This window comes from Aeromicrobium marinum DSM 15272 (genome assembly GCF_000160775.2).
In the GTDB taxonomy this organism is placed as follows: Bacteria; Actinomycetota; Actinomycetes; order Propionibacteriales; family Nocardioidaceae; genus Aeromicrobium; species Aeromicrobium marinum.
Map to the genome: position 1 here is coordinate 2,559,603 of NZ_CM001024.1, position 23,610 is coordinate 2,583,212.

Annotated in this window: 24 protein-coding genes, 2 tRNA genes and 1 pseudogene; 13 read left to right on the top strand and 14 right to left on the bottom strand. The window is 69.3% G+C overall.

From position 1 onward, the window contains the following. Positions 1 to 151: 151 nt before the first annotated feature. Together HMPREF0063_RS13005 and HMPREF0063_RS13010 are read left to right on the top strand one after the other, a co-directional pair. Positions 152 to 382, top strand: a complete 231-nt coding sequence (locus HMPREF0063_RS13005; RefSeq protein ID WP_050760961.1) for a helix-turn-helix domain-containing protein — start codon at positions 152 to 154, stop codon at positions 380 to 382. 90 nt (positions 383 to 472) lie between these two features. Beyond that, complete coding sequence (locus tag HMPREF0063_RS13010; protein WP_007079154.1) at positions 473 to 1,591, top strand: tyrosine-type recombinase/integrase; 1,119 nt, start codon at positions 473 to 475, stop codon at positions 1,589 to 1,591. A gap of 26 nt (positions 1,592 to 1,617) precedes the next feature. On the opposite strand, the gene HMPREF0063_RS13015 is transcribed toward HMPREF0063_RS13010, so the two are convergent. From HMPREF0063_RS13015 to HMPREF0063_RS13025, 3 genes are all read right to left on the bottom strand, one after another. Then, the gene (locus tag HMPREF0063_RS13015) at positions 1,618 to 1,935 is read right to left on the bottom strand and encodes a type II toxin-antitoxin system RelE/ParE family toxin (protein WP_007079155.1); all 318 of its coding nucleotides are present in this window, start codon (positions 1,933 to 1,935) and stop codon (positions 1,618 to 1,620) included. After that, on the bottom strand, positions 1,932 to 2,186 hold the full coding sequence (locus HMPREF0063_RS13020) for an addiction module protein (protein ID WP_007079156.1): 255 nt from the start codon (positions 2,184 to 2,186) through the stop codon (positions 1,932 to 1,934). Before HMPREF0063_RS13020 ends, HMPREF0063_RS13015 begins: the two co-directional genes overlap by 4 nt. 252 nt (positions 2,187 to 2,438) lie before the next feature. Next, entirely contained in the window at positions 2,439 to 3,383 is a 945-nt protein-coding gene (locus HMPREF0063_RS13025; protein ID WP_040320291.1) for a 1,4-dihydroxy-2-naphthoyl-CoA synthase, read from the bottom strand. An 18-nt stretch (positions 3,384 to 3,401) separates the two neighbouring features. Between HMPREF0063_RS13025 and HMPREF0063_RS13030 the strand changes: the two genes are divergently transcribed. Both HMPREF0063_RS13030 and HMPREF0063_RS13035 read left to right on the top strand, forming a co-directional pair. Then, positions 3,402 to 3,905 (top strand): SRPBCC family protein, encoded by a 504-nt coding sequence (locus tag HMPREF0063_RS13030; RefSeq protein ID WP_040320292.1) that lies wholly within the window; start codon positions 3,402 to 3,404, stop codon positions 3,903 to 3,905. Positions 3,906 to 3,963: 58 nt separating this feature from the next. After that, positions 3,964 to 4,851: an SDR family oxidoreductase gene (locus HMPREF0063_RS13035; RefSeq protein WP_007079158.1), complete on the top strand. Its 888-nt coding sequence runs from the start codon at positions 3,964 to 3,966 to the stop codon at positions 4,849 to 4,851. 12 nt (positions 4,852 to 4,863) lie between these two features. Here HMPREF0063_RS13035 and HMPREF0063_RS13040 read toward each other — a convergent pair whose 3' ends face one another. After that, complete coding sequence (locus HMPREF0063_RS13040; RefSeq protein ID WP_040320293.1) at positions 4,864 to 5,511, bottom strand: ACT domain-containing protein; 648 nt, start codon at positions 5,509 to 5,511, stop codon at positions 4,864 to 4,866. A gap of 77 nt (positions 5,512 to 5,588) precedes the next feature. Between HMPREF0063_RS13040 and HMPREF0063_RS13045 the strand changes: the two genes are divergently transcribed. Further along, positions 5,589 to 5,957 (top strand): DUF3817 domain-containing protein, encoded by a 369-nt coding sequence (locus HMPREF0063_RS13045; RefSeq protein ID WP_007079160.1) that lies wholly within the window; start codon positions 5,589 to 5,591, stop codon positions 5,955 to 5,957. Here HMPREF0063_RS13045 and HMPREF0063_RS13050 read toward each other — a convergent pair. Then, positions 5,941 to 7,287 (bottom strand): hemolysin family protein, encoded by a 1,347-nt coding sequence (locus HMPREF0063_RS13050; protein ID WP_050760962.1) that lies wholly within the window; start codon positions 7,285 to 7,287, stop codon positions 5,941 to 5,943. The two genes, HMPREF0063_RS13045 and HMPREF0063_RS13050, sit on opposite strands and share 17 nt — an antisense overlap. A 153-nt stretch (positions 7,288 to 7,440) precedes the next feature. Continuing rightward, complete coding sequence (locus HMPREF0063_RS13055) at positions 7,441 to 8,688, bottom strand: NAD(P)/FAD-dependent oxidoreductase (RefSeq protein ID WP_007079162.1); 1,248 nt, start codon at positions 8,686 to 8,688, stop codon at positions 7,441 to 7,443. Between the two features lie 95 nt (positions 8,689 to 8,783). Between HMPREF0063_RS13055 and HMPREF0063_RS13060 the strand changes: the two genes are divergently transcribed. Next, the gene (locus HMPREF0063_RS13060) at positions 8,784 to 9,167 is read left to right on the top strand and encodes a hypothetical protein (RefSeq protein ID WP_007079163.1); all 384 of its coding nucleotides are present in this window, start codon (positions 8,784 to 8,786) and stop codon (positions 9,165 to 9,167) included. A 76-nt stretch (positions 9,168 to 9,243) separates the two neighbouring features. On the opposite strand, the gene HMPREF0063_RS13065 is transcribed toward HMPREF0063_RS13060, so the two are convergent. Beyond that, positions 9,244 to 10,197 (bottom strand): esterase/lipase family protein, encoded by a 954-nt coding sequence (locus HMPREF0063_RS13065; protein ID WP_007079164.1) that lies wholly within the window; start codon positions 10,195 to 10,197, stop codon positions 9,244 to 9,246. 110 nt (positions 10,198 to 10,307) lie between these two features. Here HMPREF0063_RS13065 and HMPREF0063_RS13070 point away from each other — a divergent pair, with 110 nt between their 5' ends. Further along, on the top strand, positions 10,308 to 10,790 hold the full coding sequence (locus HMPREF0063_RS13070; RefSeq protein WP_007079165.1) for a PGPGW domain-containing protein: 483 nt from the start codon (positions 10,308 to 10,310) through the stop codon (positions 10,788 to 10,790). A gap of 56 nt (positions 10,791 to 10,846) precedes the next feature. Here the strand turns inward: HMPREF0063_RS13070 and HMPREF0063_RS13075 are convergent. The 4 genes from HMPREF0063_RS13075 to HMPREF0063_RS13090 form a co-directional block, all read right to left on the bottom strand. After that, positions 10,847 to 10,922, bottom strand: a tRNA-Arg gene (locus HMPREF0063_RS13075). 66 nt (positions 10,923 to 10,988) lie between these two features. Then, on the bottom strand, positions 10,989 to 11,339 hold the full coding sequence (locus HMPREF0063_RS13080) for an ArsR/SmtB family transcription factor (RefSeq protein ID WP_007079166.1): 351 nt from the start codon (positions 11,337 to 11,339) through the stop codon (positions 10,989 to 10,991). 10 nt (positions 11,340 to 11,349) lie between these two features. Beyond that, on the bottom strand, positions 11,350 to 13,188 hold the full coding sequence (locus tag HMPREF0063_RS13085) for a phosphoenolpyruvate carboxykinase (GTP) (protein ID WP_007079167.1): 1,839 nt from the start codon (positions 13,186 to 13,188) through the stop codon (positions 11,350 to 11,352). A gap of 62 nt (positions 13,189 to 13,250) precedes the next feature. After that, a complete protein-coding gene (locus tag HMPREF0063_RS13090; RefSeq protein ID WP_169309990.1) occupies positions 13,251 to 14,690 on the bottom strand; it encodes an MFS transporter in 1,440 nt (479 codons plus the stop codon). 293 nt (positions 14,691 to 14,983) lie between these two features. Here HMPREF0063_RS13090 and HMPREF0063_RS13095 point away from each other — a divergent pair, with 293 nt between their 5' ends. Further along, a complete protein-coding gene (locus tag HMPREF0063_RS13095) occupies positions 14,984 to 15,271 on the top strand; it encodes a GIY-YIG nuclease family protein (protein WP_245527715.1) in 288 nt (95 codons plus the stop codon). A 196-nt stretch (positions 15,272 to 15,467) separates the two neighbouring features. Here the strand turns inward: HMPREF0063_RS13095 and HMPREF0063_RS13100 are convergent, their stop codons facing one another. Then, positions 15,468 to 16,742 (bottom strand): MFS transporter, encoded by a 1,275-nt coding sequence (locus tag HMPREF0063_RS13100; RefSeq protein WP_211208737.1) that lies wholly within the window; start codon positions 16,740 to 16,742, stop codon positions 15,468 to 15,470. Between the two features lie 141 nt (positions 16,743 to 16,883). Here HMPREF0063_RS13100 and HMPREF0063_RS13105 point away from each other — a divergent pair, with 141 nt between their 5' ends. The 3 genes from HMPREF0063_RS13105 to HMPREF0063_RS13115 all read left to right on the top strand — a co-directional run bounded on the left by HMPREF0063_RS13105 (position 16,884) and on the right by HMPREF0063_RS13115 (position 19,373). Then, a complete protein-coding gene (locus HMPREF0063_RS13105) occupies positions 16,884 to 18,056 on the top strand; it encodes an acyl-CoA dehydrogenase family protein (RefSeq protein ID WP_007079171.1) in 1,173 nt (390 codons plus the stop codon). Positions 18,057 to 18,062: 6 nt separating this feature from the next. Beyond that, positions 18,063 to 19,181, top strand: coding sequence for an acyl-CoA dehydrogenase family protein (locus HMPREF0063_RS13110; RefSeq protein WP_007079172.1), 1,119 nt, complete (start codon positions 18,063 to 18,065; stop codon positions 19,179 to 19,181). Between the two features lie 105 nt (positions 19,182 to 19,286). Further along, positions 19,287 to 19,373 (top strand) — tRNA-Ser (locus tag HMPREF0063_RS13115). Positions 19,374 to 19,732: 359 nt separating this feature from the next. On the opposite strand, the gene HMPREF0063_RS13120 is transcribed toward HMPREF0063_RS13115, so the two are convergent. Further along, a complete protein-coding gene (locus HMPREF0063_RS13120) occupies positions 19,733 to 20,041 on the bottom strand; it encodes a hypothetical protein (protein ID WP_007079173.1) in 309 nt (102 codons plus the stop codon). Between the two features lie 17 nt (positions 20,042 to 20,058). Here HMPREF0063_RS13120 and HMPREF0063_RS13125 point away from each other — a divergent pair. After that, positions 20,059 to 20,321, top strand: a pseudogene (locus tag HMPREF0063_RS13125) (IS3 family transposase); the annotation flags it as partial. Between the two features lie 145 nt (positions 20,322 to 20,466). On the opposite strand, the gene HMPREF0063_RS16665 reads toward HMPREF0063_RS13125, so the two are convergent. Next, the gene (locus HMPREF0063_RS16665) at positions 20,467 to 21,723 is read right to left on the bottom strand and encodes a hypothetical protein (protein ID WP_156794134.1); all 1,257 of its coding nucleotides are present in this window, start codon (positions 21,721 to 21,723) and stop codon (positions 20,467 to 20,469) included. A gap of 884 nt (positions 21,724 to 22,607) precedes the next feature. Here HMPREF0063_RS16665 and HMPREF0063_RS13130 point away from each other — a divergent pair. Beyond that, positions 22,608 to 23,357, top strand: coding sequence for a matrixin family metalloprotease (locus HMPREF0063_RS13130; protein WP_050760963.1), 750 nt, complete (start codon positions 22,608 to 22,610; stop codon positions 23,355 to 23,357). Positions 23,358 to 23,610: the final 253 nt, after the last annotated feature.

Consider the following 23,610-nt stretch of genomic DNA (forward strand, 5'->3'; position numbering starts at 1 on the left):
CCGTCCTGCGCCCGTCCCAGGACGGGCGCACCCAGGAGGGGCGTTTTTTGGTGCGCACCGTGAGGAGAGTTGATCCCGCACTGTCCAGTCGCGCCCCATCACGCGCTTGTGGGACAAGCGACAGCACCACACCCACCACCAGGAGAAGCCCATGACCACCGCCCTCAACGACGACCACCACGAGCACGACGAGATGCTCACCATCGAAGAAGCAGCCGCCCTCCTTCGTGTCCCCGTCGCCACGATGCGCTACTGGCGCTACACCGGCGACGGACCCTTCAGCTTCAAAGTCCAACGCCACGTCCGCTACTGGCGCACCGACCTCATCCTCTGGCGCAGCGAGCAGGGCCGCCGACCTGACCCCGTAGAGCCACAGCACTGACATTCACCCCCCTTGCCCACAAGCAGCGCGCCCGGAAGGGGACGCCGCCTAACAACCGGTCCAGGCTCGTGACGACAGCGAGGAGGTGCCATGGCCGGCAACATCGCCAAACGATCCGACGGGTCCTGGCGCGCCCGCTACCGCGACGAAGCAGGGCACGAGCACTCACGCCACTTCGATCGCAAGATCGACGCCCAACACTGGCTCGACGAGATCAGCTCCTCACTCCTCAATGGCTCCTACGTCGACCCAAAGGCCGGCAACATCACCTTTCGAGAGTTCTACGAGGACTGGGCTCCACGCCAGCTCTGGGTCCCCTCGACCACAACCAACGCGGACCTGGCGACGCGCTCAGTCGCCTTCGCCGACGTGCCGCTCAAGCTCGTCCGGCGCTCCCACATCGAGGCGTGGGTCAAGACAATGTCGACCCGACTGGCCCCGACGACGATCAAGACGCGATTCGTGATCGTGCGATCCGTCTTCCGGGCCGCGATCGCCGATCGGGTCATCGTCGTCGACCCCTGCGTCGGCGTCACCCTCCCGCGTCGCCGCAAAGCCGAGGCCACGATGCAGATCCCGACCATGGAGGAGGTTGGCCGCTTGCTTGCGCATGCTGACAGCAACCGCGCGTCCACCCGCAAGGGCTTTCGCGCCTACGTCGCCATGTGTGCGTTCGCCGGTCTACGCAAAGGCGAAGCAGCCGGCGTCCAAGTCGGGGACATCGACCACGTCCGGGGGCTCCTCAAGGTGTCACGACAGCTCCAGCGCGAGGGCAACACCTTCGTCACCCGTCTGCCCAAGTACGGCTCCGAAAGGGGCATCTTCCTGCCCGTCGAGCTGGTCGAGACTCTTGCCGACCACATCGCCACCTACCTCCCCAACGCAGACCCCGAGGCGTGGCTCTTCACCGTTGGGGACCGGCCCATGTCCGACAACGACATCCATTGGCGCTGGCGAGCGACGCGTGCCTCGGCGAAGCTCCCCCACGTCCGCCTTCACGACCTGCGGCACTTCTACGCTTCCGGTCTCATCGCAGCGGGGTGTGACGTCGTGACTGTGCAGCGCGCGCTCGGGCACGCAGCTGCGACCACGACCTTGAACACTTACAGCCACTTGTGGCCCACGGCCGAGGACCGGACGCGTGCGGCTGCCAGCGGGTTGATGCGCCAAGCGCTGGGGATCGCGCCGCCGACGCCAGGCTCAAGGTGAGGTCCCGAGACGCCCGCATGAACGCGTCAGGGGTTGATCCGCTCACGCCAGTAGCCGGGTCGCCGCTTGGCGTATGCAATCGCAACGACCGCCAGTTGCTCGCCGGTGACGAAGTAGACGACGCGGTACGGGAAGCCGTTGACTCGCTTCGACCGCACTGCTGGCGACCGCTCCCAGCCCGGCCAGACGCCCCATGAGTCCGGTGAGTCGACCGCAGCATCGATCGCCTCGCGGACAGCGATCTCGAAACGTGCGCCCACACCGAGCTCACGCTCGTCGTACCACTCGACATCAGCGAAGAACTCCGCCCTCGCCTCCGGGTGGAAGCCGAAGCCGCGGATCATGCGTCGCGCGCGCCCTGGCGTGCAGCTCGTCGATCAGCAAGCTCAGCAAATACGGCCTCGCCGGGGACCATCTGCGCCTCGCCGCCGACCATCTCGTCGACGCGCGAGCCGATCTCAGCCGTCCACGACTCGTCCACCGACTCTTGGCCAGCGACCTCGAGTGACTCCAGCAGCCGAATCGCCACGTCCTCGCGCACCGAAGGAGGCAGGGACATCCCCGCCTCGAAGAACTCCGACGCGCTCAGCGACATGAGGTCAGTCTACGGTCCAGCTCGGACAGCCGAAAGGGATCGATCCAGCGCGTCCGGCGCCCCGCGAGGAGCAACGGTCCTCGCTGCCCACGCCGGCCAAGACCGCTGGGGTAGAGATGCCGCAGGTGGAGCACGTCGGCTCTTTGTCAACAGTGTCGCGACAGGAGCCTTCAGAATTCTTGCGGACTTTTTGCGGACTAGAGCCACCAAATCCAGGTCTCGTAACCCTCTGACCTGCGCAAACGCGCTCAATCAGTAGTACCAGGGGTAGGGCGACCAGTCGGGGTCGCGCTTCTCGAGGAACTGGTCGCGGCCCTCCTGCGCCTCGTCGGTCATGTAGGCCAGTCGCGTCGTCTCGCCCATCAGCACCTGCTGACCCACCAGGCCGTCGTCGATGAGGTTGAACGAGTACTTGAGCATGCGCTGCGCGGTGGGGCTCTTGGCGTTGATGAGGCGACCCCACTCCAGCGCGGTGGCCTCGAGCTCGGCGTGCGGGACGGCCCGGTTGACCGCGCCCATCGCGACGCCGTCGGCGGCGGAGTACTCCTGGCCGAGGAAGAAGATCTCGCGGGCGAACTTCTGACCCGCCTGCCGCGCCAGGTACGCCGAACCGAAACCACCGTCGAAGCTGCCCACGTCGGCATCGGTCTGCTTGAAGCGGGCGTGCTCGGCGCTCGCGAGCGTCAGGTCCGACACCACGTGCAGGCTGTGACCACCACCGGCGGCCCACCCGGGCACCACACAGATGACCACCTTGGGCATGAAGCGGATCAGCCGCTGCACCTCCAGGATGTGCAGCCGGCCGAGCCTGGCCTTGTCGATCGGGCTCGGCTCCTCGGCACCGGTGTCACCGCTGGCGGCCGAGCCGTCCTCGTACTGGTAGCCGGCGCGGCCGCGGATGCGCTGGTCGCCGCCGGTGCAGAACGAGTGCTTGCCGTTCTTGGCGCTCGGCCCGTTGCCGGTCAGCAGCACGCAGCCGACGTCGGCGGAGGTGCGCGCGTGCTCCATCACCAGCAGCAGCTCGTCGACGGTGTGGGGCCGGAACGCGTTGAGGATGTCGGGCCGGTCGAAGGCGATCCGCACCGTCCCGTGCTCGTTCGCCCGGTGGTAGGTGAGGTCGGTGAGGTGGTCGAAGCCGGGCACCTCGGTCCACTGACCCGGGTCGAAGGTGTCGGAAACGTGGTCCAGAGCGCTCATGCCTGCGAGGCTATCGCCATGGTTGCCACCCCCACCGCCACGCTGGAGCACCGCGACGGCACGCCCGTGCTCGTCTTCACCCGCACCTTCAGCGCGCCGGCCCAGGACGTCTGGGACGCGCTGACCGTGTCCGACCGCGTCGGACGGTGGTTCGGCACGTGGACCGGCGACCCGGCCGACGGGTTCGTGACGGTCCGGATGACCGCCGAGGGCGACGACGTGCCGGAGAGCCGGTTCGATCTCACCGCGTGCGACGCCCCCCGCCGTCTGGACATCTCGTGCGTCGACGACTTCGGCAGCTGGAACCTCGAACTCACGCTCGTCGAGGAGTCCGGCAGCACCACCCTGACCATGCGCCAGGTGATCGACGACCCGGGCAGCATCGAGAACGTCGGTCCGGGGTGGGAGTACTACCTCGACCGGATGGTCGCGGCCGAGACCGGCGGCGACCCGGCGGCCGTCGACTTCGAGGCCGACTACTACCCCGCCCAGCAGCAGTACTTCCTCGACCTGCAGGGGTGACCGGACACACGGGCCGCGGCCGGTGACAATTTCAGATACCGACGGTATCTTGAATCGCATGGCTCAGAAGTTCAACGGCAAGGTCCTGCTCGTCACCGGTGCGGCTCGGGGCATCGGTGCCGGCGTGGCCCGCGGCTACGTGGCGCGGGGAGGCAAGGTCGCGTTGCTGGGCCTGGAGCCCGACCTGCTCGGGGCCCTCGCCGCCGAGCTGGGCGACGCCGCCGCCTGGTGGGAGGCCGACGCCCGTGACGGCGCGCAGATGACCGCGGCGATCGACGCCGCTGCCGCCCACTTCGGTCGCATCGACCACGTGCTGGCCAACGCCGGCATCGCCTCGTACGGCACGGTGCGCCAGATCGACGAGGCCTCGTTCGAGCGGGTCATCGACATCAACGTCACGGGCGTCTACCGCACCCTGCACCCCGCGATCCCCCATCTGGTCGAGACCAAGGGACACGCCCTCGTGGTCGCCAGCCTCGCCTCGTTCAGCAACCTGGCCGGCCTCGCCGCCTACAACGCCAGCAAGGCCGGGGCGGAGTCGCTGGCCCTCGCGACCGCGCAGGAGGTCGCCCACCTGGGCGTCAAGGTCGGCGTGGTGCACCCGGGCTGGATCGACACCGACATCGTGCGCGGGGCCGAGGCCGACCTGCCGACCTTCAAGGTCATCCGCGGCAAGCTGCCCTACCCGGCGAACTCCACCACGAACCTGGCCGACTGCGTCGACGGCATCCTGCGGGGCTTCGCCCGTCGCAAGACCCGCGTCTACGTGCCCCGCGGCGTGGTGCTGGCCAACTGGACCAAGCCGCTGCTCAACTCCCCGCCGGTGCTGATGATCATCAAGCGAATCGCGCGCCGGCACGTGCCGGACCTCGAGCGCGAGGTCGACGCGCTGGGTCGGTTCCAGCACGCCCACGTGCCCCTCACCGAGGCCAAGCCCGCCGACTGAGACCCGACCGGGTCAGACGGTCTGCACGCTGGCGGCCAGCGAGACCATGTGTCCGAACCGTGCGAGCTCGGAGGTCAGGAAGGCCGGCCCGCCGTGCCGTCCGGCGACGACGACGAACGCCACGCCGGCACGGTCCTTCGCCGGGCTGGCGGCCAGCACCGTGGAGTCCCATGCGGGGATGTCCGGCAGCGTGGTGGCCGTGGCGACCGACAACCACGACCGGGTCTCGGGCACGAGCTTCGGCGCCGTGGGTGACGCGTGCACCGCCTCGGGGACGCCGTCGGCCCCGGCTCGCACGGCCATCGCCCAGTCGACGCGGAAGGTCTCGGGGACCACCGCCACCAGCTGCTCGACCGCGCGGGCGGGGTCCTCGGTGAACGCCTCGACCGCCTCGAGGTCCATGCTGAGGTTGACGCCCGCGTTGTAGCGCGAGATCCAGTGCACGCTGACACCCTCCAGCCCGTGGCACGCGGTGATCAGCGCGTCGGGCATGACGGTCGGCGGCAGCTCCAGCAGCACGTCGTCGACCGCGACCCCGTCGGGTCGGTGCTCGACGATCTCGATCGCCTCGATGTCGGCCCCGGCCGCACCGAGCGCCGTGGCCAGCGCGCCGAGCGAGCCGGGGACGTCGGGCAGCTCGACGCGCAGGAGGAAGGCCATGACCCCCATTGTCGGGGCACGTCGTTACGGACGTGTGACGTGGGTCCCGCCCATCTGCCTCCCGGTAGCGTGGAGGCGTGAGCACCCCCGCCCCCACCTCCCTGTCCGAGGCCGGCGTCCGCCGCTGGTTCCGCATCGTCGCCGTCGCCGAGGCCGTCTCGTGGGCGGGTCTGCTGGTCGCGATGTTCTTCAAGTGGATCGTGCAGGCCGACCCCGAGGCGGGGATCGAAGGGGGCGTCCCGATCATGGGTCCGATCCACGGCGCCGTGTTCGTCGCCTTCGTCGCCATGTGCTTCATCGCGTGGCGCACGTTCGGATGGTCGCTCAAGACCCTCGCGGTCGCCCTGGTGTCGGCCGTGCCGCCCTTCACCACCGTGGTGTTCGAGGTGCAGGCCGGCCGCCGCGGACTGCTCGGCGAGACCGCCCCCGCTACTCCGGGTCGCTGACCTCACCCGCGGGCGGCTCACCGGTGTCGGTGCGCTCGACCCGCACCCGCGCGATGCGGTACCGGTCGACCTCCTCGACGCGCAGCACCACCGCCACCTCCGACGACGCACCGGCCGGGGTCGCCTCGACCACCACGGCGTCGCCGACGCCCGGCAGGTGCCCGAGTCGCGCCACGATGAACCCCGCGACCGTCTCGTAGGGTCCGTCCTCGAGCTCGACCCCCGTCTCGGCGGCGAAGTCCTCGATGTTGAGGCCACCCTCGACGTCCATGGAGCCGTCGACCGCGATCGTGCGGACCACGTCCTCGGCGTCGTGCTCGTCGCGGATCTCGCCGATCAGCTCCTCGACGAGGTCCTCCAGGGTGACGATGCCGTCGGTGCCGCCGTACTCGTCGACGACCAGGGCCATGTGGGTGCCCTCGCTGCGCATCGTGGTGATGGCGGGGAAGATCTGGTTCGTCGAGGGCAGCATGACGATCGGTCGCATCACGTCGCGCACCCGCCGCCGGTCGTCGTCGCCCAGGTCGTACAGGTCGCGCACATGCACGAATCCCTCGATCTGGTCCGGGCCGCCGTCAGCCACCGGGTAGCGCGAGTACGGCTGCTGCCGGACGAACTCGATGGAGTCGCTCAGCCGGCGGTCGGCCTTCAGGTACACCACGTCGCCGCGCGGTCGCATGACCTCCTTGACCGTGCGCTGCGACGCCAGGAAGACGTCGTTCACGAACCGGCGCTCGTCCTCGCCCAGGCTCTCGTGACCGGACACCAGGTCGCGCAGCTCCTCCTCGCTGATGTCCTCGCTGACGGCGTGGGGGTCGCCGCCGAGCAGACGCACCACCGCGTTGGTCGAGATGGACAGCAGCCAGATGACCGGTCGCATCGCGGTGGCGAACCGGTCGAGCGGCGGCGCGACCAGCAGCGACAGCTGGGCGGAGCGTTGGAGGGCGAACCGCTTGGGCACGAGCTCACCGAACACGAGCGACAGGTAGGCGATGAACAGCGTCAGCAGCACCAGCGCGGTGGTGTCGGCCGCGCCCTCGGGCAGGCCGGCGTCGACCAGGTAGGGGGCGAAGTCGGGCGCCAGCGTCGACCCGCCGTAGGCCGCCGACAAGAAGCCCGCCACGGTCACCCCGATCTGCACCGCGGCGAGGAACCGGTTGGGGTTGCGGGCCACGGCCGCCACGCGCACACCTCGGGCGCTCTGACTCTCCATCCGTGACAGCTGGCTCTCGCGCAGGGAGACCAGGGCCAGCTCGGTCGCGGCGAACACCCCGCCCACCAGCACGAACATGACGACGAGGGCCAGGTTGAACAGTGTCTGTTGGTCCACCTCCCTGATCCTACGGATCCCTCCCTCCCCCACCGGGGCGGTGGATTCGCGACCGAATGGCCTCCGCGGTGGACATGCGACCGAAACAGGCCCCATTCGGTCCCATCTGCACCACCCCGGGGGATTCGGTCGCGGATCCACCGCCCCGGGGGGTCAGCGCAGGGGGTCGAAGGACTGCAGGAGGGGGTGCGCCTGGCCGCGGACGATGCGGTCGGCGAGCAGCCGGCCGCTCAGCGGACCCAGCGCGATACCCCACATGCCGTGGCCACCGGCCACGAAGACACCGGGCGTCCGGGTCGCCCCGACGAGCGGGAGTCCGTCGACGGTGCAGGGCCGCGAGCCGACCCACTCGTCGGTACGGGCCTCCCAGTCGACACCCCGCAGCATCGGTCGGGCGGCCGCGACGATCGCGTCGACCCGGCGGCGGTCCAGGGGAGCATCGGGCTTGCGGAACTCCATCATCCCCGCGACCCGGAAGGCGTCCTCCGCGCCGGGCGGGCCGAGCGGCGTGCACGCCACCCGCTGCGCCGGGAAGTAGATCGGCCCGACGGGCTGGTGCTCCGGGCGCACGGTGAAGCTGTAGCCGCGGCCGGCCTGCACGACCGACCGCACGCCGTGGGGACGGACCAGGGACCCCAGCCACGTGCCCGTGGCGACCACGGCCGCGTCGGCGACGAGCCGGTCGCGCCCCACGCGCACCTCCACCCCGGCGCCGACCCGCTCCACCCCCACCACGTCGCCCACCACGAGGCGACCGCCCCGCTCGACCACGGCCTCGCCGAGCGCCCGCACGTACCGGCCGGGGTCGATGAAGCGCTGGTCGTGCAGGCGGGCGCCGCAGGTGACGGCCTCACCCAGCGCCGGCTCGAGCGCATGGATCTGGGCAGCGTCGAGCAGGTCGTAGGCGACCTCACCGCCGAGGTCACCCACCTGCTCGAACTCGTGCACCAGCACGCGCCGGTCGGACTCGGAGGTGAACGCGGCGAGGAACGGCGAGGCCGCCTTGGTCGGTTCGGCGATCTGCATCTGGTCGAAGGCGTCGAAGGCGAGCCGGTTGGCCTGCGCGAACACCGCCATCGCCGACCGCCACCGGCCGGGCGTGCAGTGCCGCGTGAAGTCGGCCAACCACTTGAGCAGCCGGGGGTTGGCGGTGGGCGGCACGTACACCGGTGAGGACGAGCTGAGCGTCGCCTTGATGCCGGCGCCCAGGATGGCCGGGTCGGGCAGCGGCAGGGTCAGGGCCGGGGCGAGCCACCCGGCGTTGCCCCAGGACGAGCCGGCGGCGACGCCCTGTCGGTCGACGACGGTGACCTCGACACCGTCACGCTGCAGGTACCAGGCCGTCGCCAGACCGACCATGCCGGCACCGACCACCACCACGTGTCCGGGTCGTTGCGTCATCGGATCGCCTCCTGCTCCGAGGCTACGCTGCCGACCGGTGCATGTTCCCCGGCAGATGGGTACTGTCGAGGGGACCACCCATCACGAGGAGTGAGATGCCCTTCCGCAGCAAGAAGCCGACCGTCCGCGACAACTACGACGACCTGGTGGCACAGGCCGACGTGCTGCGTCAGCAGCTCGCCGAGCGCGCGCCCGACGTCCGCGACGCCGTCGTCGCCCGCCTCAGCGAAGGCGCCGGCGAGCTCCGCAACCGGCTGCCAGAGATCCGCGACAGCCTCGTCGAGCGGCTGCCCGACGACGTGGCCGACCGGCTGCCCGAGTCGGTCAAGCCGAAGAAGAAGTCGCGCCTCAAGAAGGTCGTCGTGGTCGGTGCCGTGGCCACGGTCGCCGGTGTCGTCCTGTCGAAGATGAAGACCGATCCGGCTCCCCCGCCGCCGCCGGCCTACCAGCCGCCCGCCCCCGCGGGCCCGGCTTCCTGACCCGCCGCAGGCCCACCACGAACCCGGCCCCCGTCATCGCGACGGGGGCCGGGTTCGTTGGTCCGTGGACCGGCGGTCAGAGCGTCCCGACGAAGGGCAGCACCAACCGGCAGCGCACCGGCTGCGCGGAGGCCGGGTCGAGCGCGTTCAGCATCAGCCGGCCGGTGTTCGGGCTGGCCACGATCTGGAAGTGCTCGGAGAAGTCCCACGGGCACACCTTCTGCAGATCGATGTTGGTCATGCCCGGCGAGAAGCCGCTCGTGTAGGGGATGACCAGCTCGTCGTACCGGGTGACGATGTTCGTGTAGGTGATGCCCGGCACCGCCGGACCGCCATCGGCCCGCAACCGGGTGAAGAAGTCTCCCCCGGTCAGCAGCTGGGGACCCGACGCGAAGTACAGCTCGAGCGCACCGAACAGCAGCGGCGTCAACCCGAACGGCGTCCCGAGGACTGCGAGGTTCGCGAGACCGAGCGGGTTGGTGCCGTTCCAGAGCGGGGCGATCGACACGTACTGGTTGATCTTCGCCGCACCGCCCAGGAACTTGGCGTACGCGTTGGGCACCACGGTGCCCTCGGAGTGGCCGACGATGTCGACCTGCGTGGCGCCGGTGGCGGCGAGCACCTCGTCGATGAAGGCGCCGAGCTCGGCCGCGCTCTCCTCGATGAGGGTGAAGCCGCCGAACTGCGTGAGCGGCAGCGGAGCACCCGCGGGAATGCCGTAGGTGAGGGCGAAGACGCAGTAGCCGTTGTTCTTGAGCAGCGGCGACATGGTCTGCCAGTTGGTGTTCTTGTTGCCCGACAGCCCGTGCACCAGCACGACCGGCCGGGGGTGTGCCGCGGTGGGCTTGCAGGCGAAGTCGTTCGCGCCCGGCGGGTCGGCGTCCAGGTTCAGACCGGCGAGCACCGCCGACGGCAGGAACGAGTACGGCACCGGCAGCGGCCGGGGCGTCGCCGCCTGGCCCGGACCGGCGAGGCCGATGGTGGCGAACAGTGCAAGGACGGCACCGAGGACGACGGACCTGCGGATCATGGGCTTCCCTCCCGTGGCGGAGATCACAACCTAGCGCAGCCGGCGCCGGCTGACCGATCAGTGCGCGTGCACCCGGGCGCGGGTTGCCCGCAGGTGAGAGCATCGGTCGCATGATGCGTACCGCCAAGCGGGTGGCCCTGGAGACGGTGGGGTGGATCCTCGTCGTCGCCGGCGTCGCGGCGCTGGTGCTGCCCGGCCCGGGCCTCATCCTGCTGTTCGCCGGCGTCGCCGTGCTGTCCCAGCAGTACGAGTGGGCCGAGCGACAGGTCGACCCCCTCAAGTACCGCGCCATGAAGGGCGCCGCGTACGGGGTGGCGTCGTGGAGCCGGATCGCCCTGTCCCTGCTGGGCGTCTCCTGGTTGGCGGCCTGCGGCGTCGTGTGGCTCGTCGACCCGGACCAGCCCGACTGGTGGCCGGTGGCCGACGCCCTGTGGTTGCCCGGCGGGGCCGCCACCGGCGTCTCGCTCGTGGTCTCCGCCGCTCTGGCCCTCGCGCTGGTGGTGTGGAGCTATCACCGGTTCAACGGCAAGCCCGAGGCGCTCGAGGAGCTGGAGCGGCAGAAGGACGCCGCCGACGAGAAGTGGGGCCGCTGAGCGGTCTCCCCGGAGACGACGAAACCCCCCACCGCGGAGGTGAGGGGAGCCGGTGCTGGTGCGCCCGAAGGGATTCGAACCCCTAACCTTCTGATCCGTAGTCAGATGCTCTATCCGTTGAGCTACGGGCGCGCCGCCCCCGCGGCGACGCGAGGACTGCATGAGTCTAGCGGGTCCGGTCGGGGAGGTCGAAACCGCCTAGGCGTCGCTGTCCGCGGCCCCGGCGATGTCCTCCTGCAGCAGCGGCGACAGCCCCGCGGCGGCCTCCAGCAGGTGCCCGACCTCGGGCGTGCTGAGCCGGTACGACACCGTGCCGCCGGCCCGGCTGGACGTCACGAGACCCGCCCGCCGGAGCACGGCGAGCTGCTGGGAGAGGTTCGACGAGGACGTGCCGAGCACGGCGAGCAGGTCGCGGACCTGCCGCGGCCCGTCCTGCAGCAGCTCGAGCACCCGGATGCGGACCGGGTGCCCGAGCGTGCGGAACAGCGTCGCTGTCGGGTCGGGCAGGACGACCGGCGAGGGCTGGACCCGATGAGCCGGTGCTGTCACGAGGCCGCGGTCAGCTGCCGGCGGCGTCGATGTCTGCGGCGACCCGGCGGTGGGCCTCCCAGATCTCCTCGGGCAGTCCCACGAACTGCTTGAGGTGCTCCTCGCGGTAGCCGATCTCCTGCTTCCAGCGCTCGATGTCGATGGTCAGCAGGGTGTCGAGGTCACCCGGCTCGATCTCGAGGCCCTCGAGCAGCAGCTCGTCCTTCGTCGGGATCATGCCGACCGGGGTCGGGTTGCCCTTGACCAGTCCGTTCTTGGACTCGATCAGCCACACCAGGGCGCGCACGTTCTCGCGGAACCCGGGCCACAGGAAGTGCCCGTCCTCGGGATCGCGCTGGAACCAGTTGACGTGGGCGAAGATCGGCTTCTCGGTGGTCTTGCCGAGCACGTCGAGCCAGTGCTGGGCGTAGTCGCCCTCGCCGTACGACATGAACGGACGCATGGACATCGGGTCGTAGCGCAGCACGCCCTCGAGGCCGTCGGCCGCGAAGGTCGCCTCGGCACCGAGCGTCAGACCGTCGTACACGCCCTCGGCGACGTCGGTGAACGAGCGGATCAGCGGCTCACGGTCACGCGTGCGGCCGCCGAAGATGATCGCGTCGACCGGCACGCCGGCCGGGTTGGCGTAGCCCTCGGCCAGGTTCGGCACGTTGGCCATCGTGGTGGTGAAGCGGCTGTTGGGGTGCGCCCAGGCCTCGTCGGCCGTCTCCGGCGAACGGTCGGCGATGCGCTCGCCCTTCCAGTCCAGCCAGCCGTCGAGGTCGGTGGGGTGCTCCTTGGTCTTGCCCTCCCACCACACCTCCTGCGTCTTCTCGTTGTAGGCCACGTTGGTGAAGATCGTCCCGGTGCCCGGCTGGATCGCGTCGATCGCGGTGGGGTTGGACTTCTCGTTGGTGTCGCGGGCGACACCGAACACACCGAACTCGGGGTTGAAGGCGTAGAGCCGGCCGTCCTCGCCCGGCCACAGCCAAGCGATGTCGTCGCCGTAGAACTCGATCTCGTACCGGTCGCCCAGGGTGTCGGGGGCCAGCGTCATCGACAGGTTGGTCTTGCCCGACGCCGACGGGAAGCCGCCAACGATGTTGTGGACCTCGCCGGTCTGCTTGTCCTTGACGCCCAGCAACAGGAACTGCTCCACGAGGAAGCCGTTCTTCCAGCCGTCGTAGGACGCCAGGCGCAGGCCGTGGGCGATCTTGCCGAGGAGCGCGTTGCCGCCGTAGGACGAGCCGAAGTGCAGGATCGTGCGCTCGTCGGCGATCGTGTAGAAGTAGCGCTTGTCGTCCGGCGTGCCCTGGCCGAGGTTCGGCAGGTCGCCCGTGACGTGCACGGCGCGCACGAAGTGGTCGGGCTCGGCGAGCTCGTTGATGTAGTTCACGCCGACGCGGGCCATGCGGATCATGTGCAGCACCACGGTGCGGGCATCGGTGATCTCGACACCGGCGGCGAACTTCTCCAGCGGCGAACCCTGCGGGGCCATCAGGTAGGGGACGACGTACATCGTCTTGCCCTCCGAGGCGCCCTGGACCAACGAGAGGTAGTTCTCCTTGGCCTGGTCCGACGGCTGCCAGTTGTTGTACAGGCCCTTGTCGGACTCGTCGCTGGTGGCGACGATGGTGCGCTCCTCGGCCCGGGCGGTGTCCTTGATGTAGGACCGCGAGTAGGTGCGACCGCCCGTGACCGGCTGCAGCTCCCCGGCGTCGAGCGCCTCCTGCACGAGGCGGGCGTCGTCGTCGGCACCGACGACCTCGACCCGCTCGGCGCCGGTGATGCCCGCCCAGTACTTGACGTACTCACGCACGTGGGGGTTGGTCAGTCCTGCTGCATCGAGCGCTGCGTCGACATCTGCCATGGCCGGCTGGTCCCTTCGGTCCTCGGGTGATGCGCCGCACTCTATAGGAGTTGCAGATTCCTTCAACGAGCGGTCAGGACCGACGGTCGCGGTGCCCCTGCCGCGGCCAGCGAGCGACCCCGACGCGACTGCGGACCGGCCGGCACGAGCAGTCCGGCGAGCGCCGCCAGCAGCATCACCGCGGACAGCACCGCGAACGTGACGACGTACCCGGTCTCCGTCGCGAACCCGGACGGCTGCACGGTGGCGGTCACGATGCTCGTGGCGACGGCGGCCCCGACGGCTCCACCCATCGTGCGGAGGTTGGCGTTCATGCCCGTGGCGACGCCCGTCTGCTCGGCGGGGACGGCCGCGACGATCAGGTTGGCGAGCAGGGCGAACACCAGTCCGATGCCGACGCTGGTGATGCCCACGCCGACCGCGACGTGCCAGGCGGCGTCGTGCCAGGTCGCCGTGAGGGCCATGCCGGTCGACGAGATGCCGCAGGCGGCCACGACCAGCAGGCGAGGATCGATGCGCCGGCTGAGCGGCGTGGCGACCAGGCCCATCACGAAGGTCGCGGCCGCGGCGGGCAGCATCACCAGGCCCGCCTGGGTGACGGTGAGCCCGAGCCCGTAGCCGGACGCCGTGGGGGTCTGCAGCAGCTGCGGCGTGAACCCGAACGACGCGTACATCGAGAAGCCGACCAGCAGGGCCACCAGGTGCGTGGTCCACACCGCCTTCAGCCGCATCATCCGCAGGTCGATGACCGGGGCGCGGGCCGTGTTCTCGGCCCGGACCCAGCCCAGCAGGACGACCACGCCCGCCACCGCGAACCCGAGGACCGCGGGCGACGTCCACCCCCACGTGGGTCCCTGGCTCACCGCCAGCAACAGGCAGGACAGCCAGCCCGCCAGCAGCACCGCCGGGGCGATGCTGACGCCCCCGGTGGCCCGCACCGGCGACGTCGGGATCACGAGGGCAGCAGCCAGCGCGGCGCCACCCGCCACGACCGCGGGCGGCACGAACAGCCAGTGCAGCCCGATCAGGTCGATGAGCGGACCGGCGACGACGATGCCGACCCCGAACCCGACCGCCAGCAGCGAGGAGGTGACGCTGATGGCCGAGGAGCGGCGGTGCTCGGGCATCTCATCGCGGATGATGCCGAACGCCAGCGGGATGACGCCTCCGCCGATGCCCTGGATGACCCGGGCGGCGATCATCACCTCGATCGTCGGGGCGACGGCCGCGACGAGCGCGCCGACCGCCAACGCGGCCACGGCGAACACCAGCATGCGGTTCTTGCCGTAGGCGTCGCCCAGCCGGCCGATGATCGGCGTCGCGATGGACGCGGCCAGCAGCTGGGCCGTGACGATCCACGAGGCCTGGGCCTGCGAGGCGCCGAACTGCTCCTGCACGAGCGGCAGGGTCGGCACCGACATCGACTGCAGCAGGGAGAACGACATGACCGAGGCGGCGAGCACGGCGAACACCACCCCGGGGTGGGTTCGGCGGGTCGTCACAGGCCAATCCTCTCGAGGGAACTCGACCATACTAGTTGCTCGGTGCATCTATTCGCACCTCGCCCACCCCCGGTGGTTGAGGTGGCGCGAGGAACGAGCGCCCTCGAAACCACCAGCCCGGCACCACCAACCTGGTTTCGAGGCTCCTCGCAGAGCTCGTCGCACCTCAACCACCGGACCGGCCCCGCCCCCCGGTGGTTGAGGTGCGCGCCCGCGAGCCTCGAAACCACCCCCTGTGGATGACCGACCTGACGCCCCGACCGATCCGCGGTGGACTGCCTCGGATGCCCGCCATGTACATCCTCCGCTGCTCCGACGGCAGCTACTACGTCGGCAGCACCCGGAACCTCGCGGCCCGGCTGCACGCCCACCGGATCGGCCGGGGTGCGGAGTACACCCGCCGCAGGCTCCCTGTTGAGCTGGTCTTCGCCCAGGAGACCGAGAAGGTCTCTGAGGCGTTCGCTCTGGAGAAGAAGGTCCAGGGATGGTCGCGGGCCAAGCGGGAGGCGCTGATCCGTGGGGACTTCGAGGCCCTACCGCTGCTGGCCAGGCGCCGGGCGGGACGACCGCGGGAGGAGTAGACCCGGAGTCGTGGTTTCGAGGCTCCTCGCAGAGCTCGTCGCACCTCAACCACCGAACCGGCCAAGCCCCACACCAGCGTGGTTTCGAGGCTCCTCGCAGAGCTCGTCGCACCTCAACCACCGAACCGGCCCTGCCACCCGGTGGTTGAGGCGGCGCGAGGAACGAGCGCCCTCGAAACCACCAGCCCCCTTCGGGTCAGCCCAGGGGGTGGTCGATCTCGTCGACCGGCATCCGCGCCAGGGCGATCGCCGCGACCGCCAGGAAGATCGGGGCGACCCCTGCGACCAGGAAGGTCGCCTTCAGACCGATCAGCTCACCGACCGCGCCGGCGAGCGCCATCGAGACCGGCATGAAGGCCAGCGACACGAAGAAGTCCAGGCTGGACACCCGGCCGAGCAGCTCCGCGGGCACCCGCCGCTGCAGCAACGTGCCCCAGATGACGGTGGGCGCGGAGAACAGGGCGCCGGTGATCAGCAGGGCGGCGGCGATCAGCGGCACGCTCGTGGCGAACCCGACGACCGCCATCGGCAGGCACGCAGCCCCCCACATCGCGACCATGATCGTGAGGTACCGGCGCGGCATCCGGATCGACGCCATCAGCAGCGAGGCCGCTGCCCCACCCAGCCCGAAGGCCGCGAGCACCCATGCATGGTCGGTCGCGTCGCCGCCGGCCTGGTCCTTGATGACGAACGGCACCAGCACCTCCAGCGGCCCGATGACCACCAGCACCATCGCGGACGCGAACAGCAACGTGGCGAGCAGCCATGGCGTGCTGACCATGTAGCGGAACCCGATCACCAGGTCGGCTGCGGCCGCGCGCACCGGATGGGTGTCGTCGGCGACCAGGTCGCGGCGCAGAGGCACGGGGTGCAGCAACAGGATCGTGAGCAGGCAGCCGACCTCCAGCGCCAGCACCAGGACGAAGGCCCAGGCGGGCGACCAGGCGGCGACGACCAGGCTCGCCAGGGCCGGACCCGCGGCGTTCATCATGACCGGCCGAAGCACGCCCTCCATGCCGTTGGCCGCGAGCAGGTCGTCGGCGTCGACGACCGACGGCAGGATCGCGGAGTACGCCGGGAAGTAGAAGCCACTGGCCAGACCGAGCACCAGCCCGGCGAGCGCGAGGTGCCAGAAGGTCACGAGGCCGGCCAGAGCCAGCGCCGACACCACGGCCGTGACCGCGACCCGGACCACGGTCACCGCGACCATCACCCGGCGCTGCGGGATGCGGTCGGCGGCCACCCCGCCGACCAGCACGGTGAGCACGAGACCCAGCGCGGTGCCCGACGCGACGAACGACAGGTTGCCCGGGCCCCCACGGAGCTCGATCACCTGCCACACCAGCGCGATCAGCCAGACGCCCGCGGCGGCCAGCTCGAACGTGATGGAGGCCGCGAGGCACCGGTACTGCCGGAACCGGAACGGGCGCAACGGCCCACGGGCCCACGCGGGGGCCAGGGTGTCGGACACGGCAGTACCTCGGATCGTGCGGCGCTCGGGTGTGAACGCTCGGATGGGGTCCGCCGCGGGTCGCACGACCGGACCGTAGGTCACCCTAACCCGTCGGACCGACAGCGCGCGGGCGATCGGCCCGTGTGCTAAACCATTGGCATGAGACTCGAGCTGTCTCCCGAGGTCGCGGAGTTCCGCGCCGGTCTGCGGGAGTTCTTCACCACGAAGGTCCCCCAGGACGTGCGTGACACCGTGCGAGCGGGCGGTCACCTGTCCAAGGACCAGATCATCGCGTCCCACCGGACGCTCAACGACGCGGGCCTCGCGGCCCCGCACTGGCCCGAGGAGTGGGGCGGACGGGGTTGGACCCAGCTGCAGACCCACCTCTGGAACGACGAGATGCAGCGGGCCTGTGTGCCGCCGCCGCTGGCGTTCAACACCTCGATGGTCGGTCCCGTCATCGCCGCCTTCGGCAGCCAGGCGCAGAAGGAGCGCTTCCTGCCCGACACCGCGGCGCTCAAGATCTGGTGGTGCCAGGGCTTCTCCGAGCCCGAGGCCGGGTCCGACCTCGCCTCGCTGCGCACCACCGCGGTGCGTGACGGCGACGAGTGGGTCGTCAACGGCCAGAAGACGTGGACCACCCTCGGCCAGTACGCCGACTGGATCTTCTGCCTGGTCCGCACCAACCCCGACGCCCCCAGGAAGCAGGCGGGCATCTCGTTCCTGGTGTTCCGCATGGACAGCCCCGGTGTGACGCTGCGGCCGATCAAGCTCATCGACGGCGGCTTCGAGGTCAACGAGGTCTTCTTCGACAACGTGCGGGTGCCGGCCGACCAGCTGATCGGCGAGGAGAACGCCGGCTGGTCGTACGCCAAGTTCCTGCTCGGCAACGAGCGCGTCGGCGTCGCCCCCGTCACCGCCACGAAGGTCTGGCTCGCGCACGCCAAGGAGTACGCGGCCCAGCCGCTGGCCGACGGGACCCGTCTGATCGACCAGCCGGCCGTCGCCAGCCGCATCGCGCTGCTGGAGAACCAGCTGGCAGCACTGGAGCTGACGGTCCTGCGGGTCGCCGGCAACTCCGCCGAGGGCAAGCCCGACCCGGCCTCCTCCATCCTCAAGCTGCGGGGCACGCAGCTGCAGCAGGAGGCCAGCGAGCTGTTGGTCGACCTCGCCGGACCCGACGGACTGGTCGGTGGCGACGGGGTCGACGGCATCGAGCCGTGGGCCCAGGTCGCCGTGCCGCGCTACCTCAACTACCGCAAGGCATCCATCTACGGAGGGTCCAACGAGGTGCAGCGCAGCATCATCGCCTCGTCGATCCTGGGACTGTGAGCTGACATGGACTTCACCCTCGACACCGAACAACTCGCCCTCGCCGACGCGGTCAAGGGCCTGCTGAGCGACGGGTACGACCGTCGCAACAAGGCCCGCGAGTCCGACTCCGGCTACGACGCCGAGCTGTGGTCCGGAGCGGCCGACATGGGGCTGCTGGGTCTGCCGTTCGCCGAGGAGCACGGCGGGGTCGGTGCCGGCGCCACCGAGGTGATGCTGGTCGCCGAGCGCATCGGCCGCACCCTGGCGCCCATCCCGTTCGTCGACGTCGTGGTCCTGGCCGGCGGTCTCGTCTCGGCCGCGGGCACCGACGACCAGAAGAGCACCCTGCTGGAGGGCATCTCGTCGGGCGAGCACCTCGTCGTGCTGGCCCACACCGAGCCGCGCGCCCCCTACGGCGCGAAGGCCTACGGCGTCACCGCCTCCGGCTCCGGCGACGACTGGACGCTCTCCGGTGTCAAGGAGCCGGTGTCGTTCGGCGGCGTGGCCGACACCCTGCTCGTCACCGCGGTGGCCGACGGCGCCACCCGCGTCTTCGTGGTCGCCGGTGACGCCAGCGGACTCACCCGCACGGCGTACCCGACGCACGACGGCCGCAAGGCCGCTCGCATCGAGCTCGACGGCACGCCGGCGGTGCCGCTGGGCGACGCAGACGAGTCCGCCGTGGCCGCGGCGCTCGACCTGGCCCGTGTGGCGCTGGCCGCCGAGGCGGTCGGGGCGATGGCCGAGGCACTGACCATGACGACGGAGTACCTCAAGTCGCGCAAGCAGTTCGGGGTGCCGCTCAAGACCTTCCAGGCGCTCACGTTTCGCGCGGCCGACATGTACACCGAGCTCGAGCTGGCGCGCAGCGCGATGCTGTACGCCACCATGGCGGCCGACGCTCCCGGCACCGATCCGCTGGCCGCGTCCCGCGCGGCCCTGCAGGTCAGTGGCGCAGCGCGGCTCATCGGCCAGGAGGCGATCCAGCTGCACGGTGGCATCGCGATGACCGACGAGTACGCGGCCGGGCACTACACCAGCCGGCTCACGGCCATCGAGCACACCTTCGGCGACCGCGCCTGGCACCTGGCACGGCTCACCGAGACGATCGACGACCACGACGTGCTCGACCTGCTGCGCTGAACACCTGCTGCGGCGGCCCGATCCGCCGTCGCCCCGTCCCGGTTGGTCGGGCACCCGTCACGGTCGCTATCCTGACGTGGTTGCCCGGCCACCGCGGGGCAACGAGGAGATGTCGCATAGTGGCCTAGTGCGCCCGCCTGCTAAGCGGGTTGAGGGTCAAACCTCTCGAGGGTTCAAATCCCTCCATCTCCGCCGACGACCTCAGCCCCGCAGCGTTCTCTGCTGTGGGGCTGAAGTCGTCCGTGGGCCGGGGATTTGAGGAGGAGCGAGGAACGAGCGACGGGGTCCCTCCATCTCCGCCGAATGTGTCAGGTTGGAACCCTCGTCGTGCGTCAGCATGACGAGGGTTCTCTTGTGCCCGCTTTTCGGGCCTGTGGGGGCCTCGTCGCCGATGACGGCGGCAAGGACCGGCGTGAGGGGTGCGTCGGCCAACACGGGCGCGAGAACGCCGTCTGTGGGCTCGCTGTCGACGTGGAAGGCCTCGAAGACGGTGTTGTTGAGTAGCTGGCGGGCTTCGGCGCCGCAGAAGCTGTAGAGCCGCTCGGCGTGGGTCAGGAGGTCGGTGATCTGCTCGAGCCGAGCGAAGAGCGCATCGCTGTGGGTCTGGGCACCCGGGATGAGGCGTTGACTTCGGTGATCTCGGTCGCCACGCTGCCCTGACGATCCTTGAGCACCTCGACGGGCAGTGCGTCGGCCATGTAGGCGTCGAGCAGCTTCTGTTGGTGTCGTTCGAACTCGGCCAGCCTTCGGCGTTGGTCGGTGATGAGTCGGCTGCCCGACTCAGCCGAACGCCGCAGGTCGTCTCGTGCACGGGTGCCGAAGGTCGCGACCTGGTCGTCGGTAAAGCGGACACTGCCCACTGGTTCGCAATGAGGTCTCCCTGTTCCGCCACCGGATGGTCGGATCGATGGGCCAAGTAGGCTCAGCCGACGACCACGCGGCCATGGAGAGCCTCTTCAGCCTGCTCCAACGCAACGTCCTCAACCGCCAAACGTGGACCACCCGCGACGACCTCCGGATCGCGATCGTGACCTGATCGAACAGACTTACCACCGACGCCGAAGACAGGCCCGACTCGGACGATTGACGCCCATCGAGTTCGAGATGATCATGGGCCAGACCGTCACTCAGGCGGCCTGAACCGCTGTCACAGATCCATGCAGCAGCCTGAACTTTTCTGCCAGACTAGAAGTAGCTCTCCATCTAACGACAGCCAACTGACTCCGGGCTTGGCCTGACCCGAGATCGCAGGACCAGCGGATCCGCCATCTGGCCCTTCGTGAAGTTAGAAGCAAGTCTGCTCGATCGGATCACTCGGGAAGTTTCGCGCATAGCAGCCGGGCACCGTGAAGCCACGACCCAGATTCATGGCCGGAGAACCGGTGCTGTAACCGAGCGGAGGCATTGCGCCTGTTGAACTATCAATACCGGTGCAGTTGGTGCTCACCTCACCGGTGCAATCATTGGTGACCAGCTGGTACCCGGCCGACATAGCACTGGATTCCTCCAAGCCCTGCGGCAAGTACAACGACACAATGAATCCACGAGATTGAGAATCCCCGGGAAGAAGGAATGGAGCGTCTTGGGGATATGCGATGCCGATTCCTAGCGCCTTTCGGTCGCAGTTGTCGAAAAGCAGGTTGTAGTCCAGATAGGCGCCATAGGCCTCAGGGTCCAACGAAGTATTCAGTGTGCTCATACTCCAACCGAGGAAGTTGCCACCTGGGTCAACGGAAAAATTGGGGTTGAACCCTGACCAGAAGTACGCGTCATTTCCATCAGTTGGGCAGAATGGTCGCTGAAACAGACCTCCGGGATTCAAGCCGAGTCCCGAAAACGTGTTCACTTCGGCTTCAAGCACCCATCCTTGTGGGACTGATTCCGGGATCCGGTTAACGCTGCTTGGCCATTGCATCCACATATCGATCGTATTCGCGGAAAGCGGGGGCCCATCCCCGGCAACCTCGCCGTCTTCTGCGATCACCTCAGTAGCGGGCGGGGCCCATTCCTCAGGCCCGCTCCCGTCTGAAACGCTGATGGCGGTGGTCCGACCTAGTTGGTCCTTCTGAGGGATCACTTCTCTCGCCCTTGTCAGCAGGCTGCCTGACTCGGGCGCGCTGCCTCTCATCTGATACGGCGGCAGCGATCTTGAGGTTCGAGATACGTCATCGAGCGGTCGGCTGTCATCACGCACGATGGCACGTTGCACCAGTATATGGGTGACGGGCGGCAGAGCACCTTGGTCGTCCGCGATGCTTCGCGCAACGAGATCGAGATCGTCGGAACTCTTCCCGAACACCTCTCCTATTGAACCAAATCGGCTGTACCGCAGGCCAATTCCGCTCTCCATCTCTTCGAGCAGTTCCGTGGCGTCCTCCCACGACACCGGGAAACTCAGAGGTACGGCCTCGAAGTCTAGGCCTTCTCCGCTGACCCGCGATGACGCGGGTTCCCAAACCTCATCCGCAAACCCGCCAGAGCCGCACGCCGCGCTCAGTGAAGCCAGAGCAAGAACCGTCGACGACGAAATAAGCGACAGCATTAACCGATGCATTGGAATATCCCCCCGTGGACATCGGCCGACAACGCTCCATGCATATCGCCACTGAGACCAGTGCGCAATGAGCGCATCCCTCAAGACGTGAGTCGTCCGGCACCCCCGAAGGGCCCGCCCACAGGCATCGGCGCGGATCGAATGTCGACTCAAAGTCATGGCGACGGTACAGTTCGACTACGAATGGTCGGGCGGGGTGGGGGACATGAAACGAGCACTTGCATTGATCGTGGTCGGTGCCACTTTATGGTTCGTCCCGTCGTTCGCAGTGATGTCCCTGGCTAGCAACACGGCCTTCTGCACCGGCCTCGGACCTCACAACGTCTTGTTCTCAAGCGTTCCCACCGCCGACTATGCGGAGGGATCTCAGTTCAACATGGCAGCCGACCACCTAACTCAACGCATCACGTGCACTTGGCCCGATAGACCCATTCGGGCCGGACTAGAACCCATGTCCGGCGGCTCGCTGGTCGTGAAGCCGGGCATGATCCACTACGTAGGGGTTGTAGTCCTGGGTATCGGAGTTGCACTGACCTGCGTGCGACTCCGGTCGCAACGACTGTCCACGCATCGCTCCGCGTGAACTCGCGATTCGACGACAAGTGACCCCTCGTCCACCAATGTCTCCACGGGCGCTTGCTACTGGTCCCATGAAGCAGCTCAGTTCTTCGACACTTCCCCGGAAGCTAGCGCTCTCTGCTGTGGGGCTGACGTCGTCCATGGGCCGGGGCACCCCCATGAGCGGTGCGTGAACAACCCTTCCTTCGCGGTAGCGGTAGGTGAGCAACCTGTCAGCGCCCTTGATCGGTACCTCACCCACCGCCCACGGTGGTGGGAGGGCGACCTGTCGGGAGTCCCAGCACACTGGTGGGGTGAACCCCACCCCCGTCGTCGACCGGCGTGCCCGGCGCCGGGCCGTCGTCGCGATGGGCGGATTCCTGCTCGTCCTCGGCGCCGTGCTGGGCAAGATCGTGCTCGACCCCGAGGGCACCGGCGTCATCGTCACGTGGGACCCGTCGAGCGTCGCCGACCCGTCGGACGTCCGCACCACCGCCGACGGCGGCCAGTACGCGTTCCTCACGACCCAGGCCGACTCCGACGAGCCGGTCGCCTACGACCCGTGTCGTCCGGTGCGGGTCGTGGTCAACACCCTCACCGGCCCACCCGGGGCGCTGGAGCTGGTCGACGACGCGCTCGAGGAGATGTCCTCCCTCACCGGCCTCCGCTTCGACCTGGAGGGCGAGACCACCGAGGCACCGTCGAACGACTGGCAGCCCGAACGCTCCGGCGACGACTGGCAGCCGGTCCTCATCGCCTGGACGGACGACGACGAGGTGCCCGACCTCGCGGGCAACGTCCTGGGACTCGGCGGCAGCGCCTGGACCGACGAGGGTGGCGCGCGACGCTACGTCACCGGACAGGTGCTGCTGGACGGTCCGCAACTGGCGACCCTCGGCGAGGACCAGACGCGGGCGACCTTGCTGCACGAGCTCGGCCACCTGGTCGGTCTGGACCACGTCGAGGACGAGGGCGCCCTGATGCAGCCGCTCGTCGGCCCGCTGGAGTGGGGGTCGGGCGACCTGGCCGGCCTCGAGCAGCTCGGGCAGGGCAGCTGCGCCTGAACGGTGGGGGTTCGCCTCGCTGCGCTCACGCCCTCGCAAGCTCGGGCTGGCGAACGCAGGTGGTGTTCGCCAGGAAGCGGAGCGACCGTGAGGGCGAAGTCCGAGGCGGACACCCGCGCCAGGTTCGCCTCGCTCCGCTCACGCCCTCGTGCCTCGGGCTGGCGAACGCACCCCGTCACGTTCGCCAGGGAGCGGAGCGACCGTGAGCGCGAAGCCCGAGGCGGACACCCGCGCCAGGTTCGCCTCGCTGCGC